This is a genomic window from Streptococcus sp. 27098_8_73, assembly GCF_041432495.1.
GTDB lineage: Bacteria > Bacillota > Bacilli > Lactobacillales > Streptococcaceae > Streptococcus.
In genome coordinates this window covers 118,716-131,003 of the sequence record NZ_JAPVZT010000003.1, presented here as the reverse complement: position 1 = coordinate 131,003, position 12,288 = coordinate 118,716, and the positions used below count along the sequence as shown (strand labels likewise).

At 41.9% G+C, this 12,288-nt stretch carries 9 protein-coding genes; all 9 read left to right on the top strand.

The features are described 5' to 3' along the window. Window positions 1-16: 16 nt before the first annotated feature. Window positions 17-937: a sugar ABC transporter permease gene (locus O3651_RS03260; RefSeq protein WP_045500458.1), complete on the top strand. Its 921-nt coding sequence runs from the start codon at window positions 17-19 to the stop codon at window positions 935-937. 12 nt (window positions 938-949) lie between these two features. After that, window positions 950-1,882 carry a carbohydrate ABC transporter permease gene (locus O3651_RS03255; RefSeq protein WP_048766413.1) on the top strand — a complete coding sequence of 311 codons (933 nt, stop codon included), beginning with the start codon at window positions 950-952 and terminating at the stop codon, window positions 1,880-1,882. Between the two features lie 84 nt (window positions 1,883-1,966). Next, the gene (locus O3651_RS03250) at window positions 1,967-3,448 is read left to right on the top strand and encodes an ABC transporter substrate-binding protein (RefSeq protein ID WP_313962910.1); all 1,482 of its coding nucleotides are present in this window, start codon (window positions 1,967-1,969) and stop codon (window positions 3,446-3,448) included. Between the two features lie 134 nt (window positions 3,449-3,582). After that, window positions 3,583-4,203 carry a DUF624 domain-containing protein gene (locus O3651_RS03245; RefSeq protein ID WP_371609553.1) on the top strand — a complete coding sequence of 207 codons (621 nt, stop codon included), beginning with the start codon at window positions 3,583-3,585 and terminating at the stop codon, window positions 4,201-4,203. Further along, the gene (locus O3651_RS03240) at window positions 4,200-5,843 is read left to right on the top strand and encodes a sensor histidine kinase (RefSeq protein WP_371609552.1); all 1,644 of its coding nucleotides are present in this window, start codon (window positions 4,200-4,202) and stop codon (window positions 5,841-5,843) included. The genes O3651_RS03245 and O3651_RS03240 overlap by 4 nt, the downstream gene beginning before the upstream one ends. A gap of 7 nt (window positions 5,844-5,850) precedes the next feature. After that, window positions 5,851-7,134, top strand: a complete 1,284-nt coding sequence (locus tag O3651_RS03235; protein ID WP_371609551.1) for a response regulator — start codon at window positions 5,851-5,853, stop codon at window positions 7,132-7,134. Window positions 7,135-7,291: 157 nt separating this feature from the next. Then, window positions 7,292-8,422, top strand: coding sequence for an ABC transporter ATP-binding protein (locus O3651_RS03230; protein WP_371609550.1), 1,131 nt, complete (start codon window positions 7,292-7,294; stop codon window positions 8,420-8,422). 328 nt (window positions 8,423-8,750) lie between these two features. Beyond that, a complete protein-coding gene (locus O3651_RS03225) occupies window positions 8,751-10,133 on the top strand; it encodes a glycoside hydrolase family 1 protein (RefSeq protein WP_371609549.1) in 1,383 nt (460 codons plus the stop codon). 427 nt (window positions 10,134-10,560) lie between these two features. Beyond that, window positions 10,561-12,228 carry a ribonuclease J gene (locus O3651_RS03220; RefSeq protein ID WP_371609548.1) on the top strand — a complete coding sequence of 556 codons (1,668 nt, stop codon included), beginning with the start codon at window positions 10,561-10,563 and terminating at the stop codon, window positions 12,226-12,228. Window positions 12,229-12,288 lie beyond the last annotated feature (60 nt).

The window sequence follows — 12,288 nt, the reverse complement described above, 5'->3', positions numbered from 1 at the left end:
AGAAAGGGAGATTTGAATGAATAAGGTTATCAAAACACTGAAAGAAAACTTTATTTTCTTGCTCATGGTCTTACCAGGAGTTGTTTGGTTTGTTTTGTTCTTCTATATACCAGTTTTAGGAAACGTCGTTGCATTTAAGAATTTTAAACTAAGTGGTGAAGGATTCATCCATAGCCTTATGAGCAGTGAATGGGTGGGATTCAATAACTTCAAGTTCTTATTTAATTCCAAGGATGCCTATACGATTACACGAAATACCATTCTTTATAATGGTGGTTTCATCATTTTAGGATTGATTTTCTCTGTCGGAATTGCCATTATCTTTAGCGAACTTCGTTCGAAAAAGATGGTAAAGATTTATCAGACAACCATGTTGTTTCCGTATTTCCTTTCTTGGGTTATCATTAGTTTCTTCGTAGATGCTTTCTTGAACCCTGGCAAGGGCTTGCTGAACAATTTATTGCACAATCCGAATATCAACTTTTACACAGTGGTCTCTTTCTGGCCAGCCTTCATCCTTTTCATTGGTATCTGGAAGGGCTTAGGATATAGTAGTATTCTTTACTATGCAAGTATCATGGGAATTGATCCGACTTACTATGAGGCAGCAACGGTAGACGGTGCTACAAAATGGCAGCGCATCCGGAACATCACATTGCCATCTTTGGCTTCTCTTATCACAGTATTGACCATTCTAGCAGTCGGAAACATCTTCCGCGCGGACTTCGGCTTGTTCTATACTGTTCCGCATAATTCAGGATCACTCTTTAGCGTAACCAATGTCTTGGATACCTATGTCTATCGTGGATTGACCGGTACAGGTGATATCGGGATGGCTTCAGCTGCGGGTCTCTATCAATCAGTTGTGGGCTGTATCCTCGTTATCGTCAGCAACCTGATTGTCCGCAGAATTGATAAAGAATCTGCTCTCTTTTAGAAGGAGGAACTTATGAAATCCCCAAAAATTCAAAAAGAAAAAGTCGATAATGTGGGAATTCACTCCTTTAGCAAAAAAGCCGATTTTTTCTTTAACATCTTGATTGCCATCTTCTCGCTTTCCTGTGTGCTACCTTTCTTCTTTGTCATTATTATCTCTCTGACGGATGAGAGCAGTTTGGTTCATAATGGTTTTGCCTTTTGGCCGTCACAGTTTAGTCTAGCGGGCTATGAGTTCTTATTTGGCTTGAAAGATCAGCTCTTGCAGTCACTCTTTGTGACAGTAGTGATTACGGTAGTAGGTACTAGTTTGAATGTTTTCTTCACAACAACTTATGCCTACGCTATCTCACGTCGCAGCTTTAAATTCAAACGTTTCTTTACCTTGTTTGCAATGGCAAGTATGCTCTTTCAAGCAGGGATGATTCCAACCTACATCGTTATGACCAACTTGCTTGGTTTAGGAGATACAGTGTGGGCTTTGATTTTGCCGCTACTGCTTAGTCCTTTCAATATTATTCTGATGAGAACTTTCTTCAAGAGAACGATCCCAGAAGCGATTATTGAATCCGCTAAGATTGATGGTGCCAGCGAGACTCGGATTTTCTTCCAGATCTGCTTGCCACTATCTCTTCCAGGTATCGCTACAATCACACTCTTCACTGCCCTCGCTTATTGGAACGATTGGTTTAACGCGCTGCTCTACATTCGCAGTGACAACTTAGTTCCCCTTCAATATTTGCTGATGAAGATTCAGCAAAATATGGACTACTTGTCTAAGAGTGCGGGAGCGAGTGCTCAGCTTGCAGGCTTGACAGGATCTCTACCTAAAGAGTCTGGTCGTATGGCCATGGTCGTAATTGCAACCTTGCCAATCGCTTGCGTCTATCCATTCTTCCAACGTTACTTTGTTAAAGGATTGACTATCGGAGGCGTCAAAGAATAGCTTGCCCCTTTAGTCTCAGAGTTTTTACCACTAAAAACTCACATCATTAAATTTGTATATAAAAAATTAAAAGGAGATTTTTCTATGAAAAATTGGAAAAAATATGCTCTAGCTTCTGCTAGCTTCTTGGCTTTCTCAGCCCTCCTAGCAGGCTGCGGTAGTCTTACTGGTAACAACCAAAAGTCATCTAAAACGGATGATGGTAAGACGGTTATCAAAATGTACCAAATCGGTGACAAACCAGATAATTTGGACAAATTGCTCGAAAATGCTAACAAGATTATCGGCAAAGAAATCGATGCTAAGTTGGATATCGAATACATCGGTTGGGGTGACTACGAACAAAAAATGAACGTTATCACTTCATCAGGTGAAAACTACGACATCGCCTTCGCTCAAAACTATGTCATCAATGCCCAAAAAGGTGCTTACGCTGACTTGACTGAGCTCTACAAAAAAGAAGGTAAAAAACTTTACGATTCTCTAGACCCAGCTTACATCAAAGGTAACACTGTTAACGGTAAAATCTATGCTGTTCCAGTTAATGCCAATGTGACTTCTTCACAAAACTTTGCCTTCAACGGACCACTTCTTGAAAAATATGGTATCAGCGATATTTCAAATATCCATTCTTACCAAGATTTGGAACCAGTTTTGAAAGCTGCTAAAGAAAAAGATCCAAAAGTTGTTCCTTTCGCTATCGGTAAGAACTTCATTCCATCTGATAACTTTGATTATCCTGTAACTAACGGACTTCCTTTCGTTATTGACTTGGAAGGCGATACAACTAAGATTGTAAACCGTTATGAAGTTCCTCGTTTCTTGGATAGCCTCAGAACCATCCATAAATATTATCAAGCTGGCTATATTCCAAAAGACGTAGCAACTAGCGATACAGCTTATCAATTGTCTGAAGATTCTTGGTTCGTTCGCGAAGAAACAGTAGGACCTGCTGACTACGGTAACAGCTTGCTTTCTCGTGTAGCTAATCGTAAGATCGAAATCAGCCAACTGACTAAGAACTACAAGAAGAGCCAAACTACTCAAGTAGCGAACTTCGTTATCTCAAACAACTCTAAGAACAAAGAAAAATCAATGGAATTGTTGACTTTGCTTAACACAAATCCTGAATTGCTGAACGGCCTTGTATATGGTCCAGAAGGCGAAAACTGGGAAAAAGTTGAAGGTAAAGAAAACCGCGTTCGTACTTTGAAAGCCTACAATGGTAATACCCACATGTCTGGCTGGAACACAGGTAACAACTGGATTCTTTACATCAATGAAAACGTAACAGATCAACAAATCGAAGATTCTAAGAAGATTCTTGCAGAAGCACAAGAGTCACCTGCTCTTGGATTTAACTTCAATGTAGACCCAGTTAAAGCAGAAGTATCTAGCATTACGAACACAATGAAAGAATACGACACTGCTATCAACACTGGTACAGTTGATCCTGATGTTGAAATTCCTAAGATGATGGACAAACTGAAATCTGAAGGAGCATACGATAAAGTATTGAAAGAAATGCAAAAACAATACGACGAATTCCTTGCTTCTAAGAAATAAGCAACATGATGAATCCTCCTCGTCTCGTTTTGGGGAGGATTTTTCTTTTTTGGAGTGATAGGAATTTTTGTAAACGGTTAAAATGTGTTATAATTTTACAATGTATGGAATTTGACCAGCAGAAAGGAAGAACGATGGGAAAATTAGTTGAGTGGATTTTTCAACGAGTTTATATGGCTATGCTTGCATCCGCAATTTTTTGGGTATTGGCTCTGTGTGGAGGTCTTGTTTTTGGACTTGCTCCAGCCGGTTGTGTGCTCATGACTTTGTTTCAGCAATATCGCTATGACTATAAAAAATATCACTGGAAAGAAGCATGGGATCTGTTTAAAGAAAATTTCCTTGCTACAAACAAAGTATTTTTCACTTTGCTTGTAGTGCAGGCTCTTTTATCTTATGGGATTTATCTCCTTATCCAGCTTCCTCACCAAACTATTTTCTACCTTTTATTGACGATAGCAAATCTACTCTTTTTGCTTTTGGCACCAGCAGTATACGCAGTCTATCTGAAATTGCAGGTCTTTTTTGAGTTTTCTTATCAAAATAGCTTGAAATTATCTTTGATTGGCGTCTTTCTCAATATTTCAGCCATGTTGAAACTCTTATTAGGAACAATCTTGCTATTGATTGCCAGCTACTTCATGCCGGCCTTACTCTTCTTTGCTTTTATTGGGCTTTGGCACTTTTTTGTTAGTGATGTTCTAGACCCAATTTACCAAACCATTCAGTCTAAGTTGATAACAGAAAAACCATGAAGAAATTTTGGCTCCATTCGTTACTAAAAGTTTATGCTGTCATTATGGTGGCTATTGTGGGATGTTTGGGTCTCATTTTGTCTTATTCTGATTGGCACAGTCGTTATAAGGAAACTGAGCAGATTGCGCAGCAAGCAGTGACTCGATTGGCTGACGAAGTGGATTATTATAACCGCCGAGCGAATCAACTGGCTCAAAGTCTGGTTGAAAATCGAGCAAAATTGGACGGGGTTTATAACTACTTTATCATGAGTCCCTCTGAGTACGCTAGTTGGCGCTTATCGGCAGATGTACCGACTTATGTTCAAGTATCCCTCCACCAAAATATCAATGATATTTATGTTGAAAATGAATTTGTTACAGGCATTGATATTGCTTTAAATGATTACAAAACTGTTTTTGTCTCCACAAGGCAAGCGAGAGGTGGCAAACAGCTTCCTGCTGAGGAATTTAGACCTGCGCGCGATGCCTTTCCCATCGCGATTTATGATAAGGCAGTTGATCAAGTCATCGGAACGATTTACATTCGGATTGATGGGGAAGTCTTCAACAAGGTTGTCGATAATACGCGGGGCGATGTTCCACTCGCTCTCAGTGTCATTTCGCCTTACAAAAAAGAAATTCTGCATTTTGGTGATACAAAAGGAATTGGCCAAAATGATTGGATCAAAAAAGAAACTATCTACAATTACACTGTCCAGACAGCAGTGCCTGCGCATTATGTGATAGAGAAGACGGTTTTCAGCACGGGTTTGATCATTTTTTCTGGTCTGATTTTGGTTGGAGTTTTATATGCTGCTTTGCAGAGGATTTTTCTCAATTACCAAAGGCAGGTTGTTGATATTGTGGATACGCTCCATCTCATCACAGATGGTGATAATCAGAAACGTATTGCGACAGAGACTAAGGAGCAGGAGCTGCTTCTGATTGCGACAACGACCAATACCATGTTGGATAGTCTGGACAAGAGTATTCGGGATATCTATCGCTTGGAGATCAGTCAAAAAGATGCCAACATGAGGGCTCTGCAGGCGCAGATCAATCCTCATTTTATGTACAATACCTTGGAATTTATCAGGATGTATGCGGTCATGCAGAGGCAGGAAGAATTAGCGGATATTATCTATGAATTTAGCAGTCTTCTGAGAAATAATATCTCAGATGAATCCAGAAGTAGTTTGAAAAATGAATTGGAATTCTGCCGGAAATATAGCTATCTTTGCATGGTTCGGCATCCCAAATCAGTGGCCTATGGTTTCAAAATTGAAGAAGGCTTAGAAGGAATGATGATTCCCAAGTTCAGTATTCAGCCGCTGATTGAAAATTACTTTGCCCATGGCATCGACTACCGCAGGCAGGATAATGTCATCAGTGTCAAGGCTCAAAAGATAGACGGCGCTGTAAGGCTGATGATCCAAGACAACGGTCGAGGCATACCAGCTGAACGTTTAGCTGAGATTCAAGCGATTCTAGCCAGCCGAGAGCTTATGGATGCTCAGAACCGAGAGCAGCGGACATCCATTGGTATTCGGAATATTCATGAACGCTTCTTGCTCTTTTTTGGTGACCGCTACAGTATCCAACTGAAATCTCAAACGGATCAGGGAGTAACCTATATTATAGAAATTAAGGATGAATAGAAAAAAGATGTACAGAGTATTACTAGTCGATGATGAATACATGATCACAGAAGGCTTGAAAGTGCTGATTCCTTTTGAAAAGTGGAAGATGCAGGTCGTAGCTACGGCAAATGATGCAGAGACGGCCCTCGCCTATATTAAGGATAATCCTGTTGATTTGGTCATCACCGATGTCAATATGCCAGGGATGAATGGCTTGCAGATGATTGAGCAGATGAAGACTTCCCTGCCTAATGCAGCTTTTATCATCCTTTCAGGCTATCAGGAATTTGAATATGTCAAAACCGCTCTCAATTTGCAGGTGGCAGATTATCTGGTAAAGCCAGTCGATAAGGTCGAACTGGCAGCAATCCTAGAAAAATTGGAAAAGGAATTTGACCGTTCTTCCAATAATCAACTAGAGCTGATTTTTAAAGAAGAGACAAGCGAAGATGAGATAGCTACCTATCTCAAATCCTTCGATAATGTCTGGCTGGGAGCAGCTGCTCAAGAAAAAGGACTAGTTTCGGTTCCTTATAGTATTTTAGGACAGACAGGCTATTTGTTTTTGTCTTCGCAAAAGGAAGAAGCGCTTTATCTGGAAGAATTCACAGTTCCTTATAAACAAGAACTGCAGGCTTTCAAGCTCAATCTAGAAAAAAGTCTGTTTTATGGAACGGTTAGCTTGCAAGAAACCAATCCGCTCTTTAGCTACTATGAGCCCATGTATCGCGTGATTATCCAAGGAAATATTGGTCAGATTTTGGACGAATTGGACCTGCTCAAGGATATCGTGCTGCAAAATACGCCTGAAGTTTCAATTACCAAGCAGTTGTTCATTCAGTTTATCATGGATGTTTACCATCTGTTTCAGCATTTGAAACCAGACGATATGACAAGCATTATCAAAAAGATTGAAAGTACGAATACCTTTGAAGACTTGTTGGATTATCTGAAGGCTCAGCTCTCAGATTTGTTCGCCCAGTATCGAATGAATGAGAATGTTGCTAACGTCTTGGAAGTGATTGGTCGTGATTATCAAAAAGATTTATCCCTAAAAGATATTAGCAAGGAACTCTATATCAATCCAGTTTATTTAGGGCAGCTGATCAAGCGTGAAACGAATTCTACTTTTGCAGAGTTGCTAAATAAGCAGCGCATCAAGGCTGCCCAGCAGCTTCTGCTCGCAAAAAATGACAGTATAGAAGATGTTTGTTATGCAGTTGGATATAGCAATGTTGGTTATTTCTATAAAGTATTTCGGAAGTTATGTGGCAAATCTCCTAAGGCCTATCGAAAGCAAGTCGACTGATGAAAATCGCTGAGACGACTGCCTCTCCATTTCTTTTTTATCGAATGCTAAAAAAAGTAGAAAAAAAGATATAGAAGAGTCAGTGTGAGGGCCTGCTATTCGTGATATAATCAAGCAGAAAGAACTTACAATATGGTAAAGGAGTTAGGAGAAGCTTATGGTTGAATTAAATCTGAAAAATATTTATAAGAAGTATCCAAATAGTGAGCACTATTCTGTTGAAGACTTTAATTTAGACATTAAGGACAAGGAATTTATCGTTTTCGTCGGTCCGTCAGGATGCGGGAAATCCACAACGCTGCGTATGATTGCAGGTCTTGAGGATATCACAGAAGGAACAGCGTCGATTGATGGTAAAGTGGTCAATGACGTGGCGCCGAAAGACCGCGATATCGCCATGGTCTTCCAGAACTATGCCCTCTATCCACACATGACAGTCTACGACAACATGGCTTTCGGGCTTAAACTTCGCAAGTACAGCAAGGAAGATATTGACAAGCGGGTGCAAGAAGCAGCTGAAATCCTTGGTTTGAAAGAATTCTTGGATCGCAAGCCAGCGGACTTGTCAGGTGGTCAACGTCAGCGTGTTGCCATGGGTCGTGCTATCGTGCGTGATGCAAAGGTTTTCCTGATGGACGAGCCTTTGTCAAACTTGGATGCGAAGCTGCGGGTGTCCATGCGTGCTGAGATTGCCAAAATCCACCGCCGTATCGGAGCAACAACCATTTACGTTACCCATGACCAGACAGAAGCGATGACGCTTGCAGACCGGATTGTTATCATGTCAGCAACCAAGAATCCTGCTGGCACTGGAACCATTGGTCGAGTGGAACAAATCGGTAGTCCACAAGAAGTTTATAGAAATCCAGTTAACAAGTTTGTGGCAGGCTTCATCGGTAGCCCGGCGATGAACTTTATCACTGTGACACTCGAGGGAAATGAAATCGTTGCTTCTGGATTACGTTTGACAGTGCCAGAAGGAACACTGAAGGTGCTACGTGAGAAGGGCTATGACGGCAAGAAATTAATCTTTGGTATTCGTCCAGAAGACATTAATACAGAACCTGCCTTCTTAGAGACTTTCCCAGATTCTGTGGTTCATGCGACCATCTCTGTATCTGAGCTTTTGGGTGCTGAGTCTCACCTTTACTGCCAAGTTGGCGACAGCGAGTTCATCGCGCGTGTAGATGCTCGTGACCACTTGGAGACAGGTGCTGGAATTGACCTTGGCTTTGACCTGAACAAGGCACATTTCTTTGATTTCGAAACAGAGAAAACAGTTTATTGATCAGTAAAAATGATAAAGAGGCTGGGACAAAAGTCCTAGCCTCTCAATTGTCTTTGGATTGTTGAGCAAGATGCAGTGGTTGAGTGGGCTCTACTAGGCTGATTTCATCAGCTTTTACAGCCCTACTCAACTGTGCGGAGGTGGGACGACCAAATCGAATTCTAACGAATTACCGATTTCTGTCCCACTCTCTTTTTGAATGAACTTTTACTTCTCGCAATCACAAATGTCTTTAATCAGTGGAAAAATTTGAATAGACTGTTGCTTTCTTTTTGCAGAGGGTCTTTATATAATGAGGTATAAAGATAAATCGAGAGGTAAATAAAATATGATTCAATTTCCAAAAGGTTTCGTCTGGGGATCTTCTACATCGGGTCCGCAAACAGAAGGTCGAATTTCAGGAGATGGAAAGGGAGACAATCTTTGGGACTATTGGTTTAGCCAAGAAGCCCATCGTTTCTATAACGAAATTGGCCCTGCCAAGGCATCCACTTTTTATGAAAATTGGGAGCAGGACATCGACCTTTTAGTCGAAACAGGTCACACGGCCTTTCGGACTTCTATCCAATGGTCACGGATTTTTCCAGATGGTCGTGGTCCAGTTAATCAAGTTGGTGTTGACTTCTATCGCAAGGTCTTTGAAAAAATCAAATCCAAGGGCATTCGCTTGATTGTCAATCTGTATCATTTTGACCTACCCTTTGCCTTGCAGGAAGCACAAGAAGGCTGGGAAAGCTTGGATACAGTCCATGCTTATGTAGACTATGCCCGTTTCTGCTTTGAAAGCTATGGTGATTTGGTGGACCAATGGGTGACCTTTAACGAGCCTATTGTACCAGTTGAATTTGGCTATTTCTACGATGGACATTATCCTAATAAAGTGGACGCTCAGGCTGCAGTCAAGGTGGCTTATCATACCCAGCTAGCTAGCTCTTTAGCGGTGAAGGCCTGCCATGAGGTTGGAGCAGACTACAAAATCGGCATTATCCTAAATCTGACACCTGCTTATCCACGTAGTCAGCATTCAGCGGACTTGAAGGCAGCACGTATTGCCGAGCTTTTCCAAGCCAAGTCTTTCTTGGATCCATCTGTTTTGGGATATTATCCAGCAGAGCTGGTCGATCTTTTGCGCGAGCACGATCTTTTGCCGACGACGACTGAGGAGCAGTTGCAGGCTATTCGGGAAAATACGGTCGACTTTTTGGGTGTCAATTATTATCAGCCTCTACGAGTTGCGGCGCCTAAGTATTTGAAACATCCAGAGTCACCGCTTCTGCCAGATCATTTCTATGAGCCTTATGTCATGCTTGGTCGCAAGATTAATCCTCACCGTGGCTGGGAAATCTATGAACAAGGAATCTACGATATTGCTCAGAACATCAAGGAAAACTATGGCAATATTGAGTGGATGCTGACGGAAAATGGTATGGGGGTCGAAGGTGAAGAGAAATTCCGTGAAAATGGCATGATCCAAGATGATTATCGGATTGACTTTGTTAAAGGCCATCTGCGCCAGCTTCATCGTGCCATCCAAGACGGGGCCAACTGTACAGGTTACCTCATGTGGACCTTTATCGATTGTTGGTCTTGGCTCAATAGCTATAAGAACCGCTATGGCTTGATCGAACTCAATCTAGAAACCCAAGAACGAACTATCAAAAAATCAGGACACTGGTTCAAAGAATTAAGCCAAAACAATGGCTTTGAATAAGCTTGTCTACCAATTCAGCCTATATAAGATAGGGCAGTTCTCTAACTAACTTTCTAATTTATTTTTGGAAATCGGTATAGGGAATCCCGCTCGAATAGTAGAATCTAGTCTCAGACTAGGTTCTATTATTTTTTATCTTGTGAGTAGAACTAGCTTCTAAAATGAAACGGGGAGGGGCTTTCTTCGCATGTTACATCAGAAAGAAAGAAGTGGCCAGAAACTTGCTGTATCAAATACCTATTCTGAGATTTCTAGCTTGCTCTATGAGTTTCCTTTGTTTTGAAAAAAGCGTGAAAAAATGCTATAATGACTAAGATGTGCAAACTCTGTTTGCAAAACTGTAATTCGACTTGGCTTGCCAAGGACCGTTAGTAATAAAATCAAGGAATCTTTGATAAAGGAGATTCTAAAATCGATAGGAGTAAAAATGAGTAAAAGCACGATTAAGCTGATTACTTTGGGCGGCGTTCGCGAGAATGGGAAAAATCTCTATGTCGCCGAAGTGGATGATTCCATTTTTGTATTGGATGCTGGGCTCAAGTACCCAGAAAATGAGCAGTTGGGAGTAGATGTAGTCATTCCCAACATGGATTATTTGTTTGAAAATAAAGACCGAATTGCGGGTGTCTTTCTGACTCACGGTCATGCGGATGCCATCGGTGCACTGCCCTATCTTTTGGCAGAAGCTAAGGTACCAGTCTTTGGTTCGGAATTGACGATTGAGCTAGCCAAGCTCTTTGTTAAAAGCAATGACGCTGTGAAGAAATTCAATGATTTTCATGTTATCGATGAAAATACAGAGATTGAATTTGGCGAAACGGTTGTCTCTTTTTTCCGGACGACCCACTCGATTCCAGAGAGCTTGGGAATTGTTGTTAAGACGCGTGAAGGCAATATTGTTTATACAGGAGATTTCAAGTTTGACCAATCTGCCAGCGAGTCTTATGCGACAGATTTCGGTCGTTTGGCTGAGATCGGCCGTGAGGGCGTTTTAGCTTTGCTGAGTGATTCAGCCAACGCTGACAGCACTGTGCAAGTGGCTAGTGAGAGCGAGGTTGGCCGTGAGATTACGGACACGATTTCTGATTGGGATGGGCGTGTCATCGTAGCAGCTGTTGCCAGCAACCTGTCTCGGATCCAACAGGTTTTTGAAGCTGCGGCAGAAACAGGTCGTCGTGTCGTTTTGACAGGCTTTGATATTGAAAATATCGTCCGTACGGCTATCCGCCTCAAGAAATTATCCTTGGCGGATGAACGCCTTTTGATCAAGCCTAAGGAAATGTCTAAGTTTGAGGACCATGAGCTGATTATCTTGGAGACTGGCCGGATGGGTGAGCCCATTAATGGTCTACGCAAGATGTCCATCGGTCGTCACCGTTATGTAGAAATCAAAGACGGAGACTTGGTTTATATCGTTACAACGCCATCTATTGCCAAGGAAGCAGTCGTAGCGCGTGTGGAAAATATGATTTACCAAGCTGGTGGCGTGGTTAAGCTGATTACTCAAAACTTGCGTGTATCTGGCCATGCCAATGCGCGTGACTTGCAGCTCATGCTCAACTTATTGCAACCCAAGTACCTCTTCCCGATTCAGGGAGAATACCGTGGGCTGGATGCCCATGCTAAGGCAGCCATGGAAGTCGGGATTTTACCAGAAAATATCTTGATACCGAAGCGTGGTAGCGTCATGTCCTACGAAAATGGCGACTTTGTGCCAGCTGGAGCAGTGTCAGCAGGCGATGTCATGATTGATGGAAATGCCATCGGTGATGTGGGCAATATCGTCCTGCGTGATCGTAAGGTTCTCTCTGAAGACGGTATCTTTATCGTGGCACTTACAGTCAATCGCAAGGAAAAGAAAATCATTTCCAAAGCCAAGGTTCATACTCGTGGATTTGTCTATGTTAAGAAGAGCCATGATATCTTGCGGGAGAGCACTGACTTGATCAATAAGACAGTGGAAGACTATCTGGCTCAGGATAACTTTGACTGGGGTGAGCTTAAGGGAACCGTCCGTGATAGTTTGGCCAAGTTCCTCTTCGAGCAAACCAAACGCCGGCCGGCTATTCTTCCGGTTGTCATGGAAGTTCGCTAGATTATTCGTGGGAACAGCTTTCCCAGTATTTTGCAGAGAGAAAGTCGAATATCGGCTTTT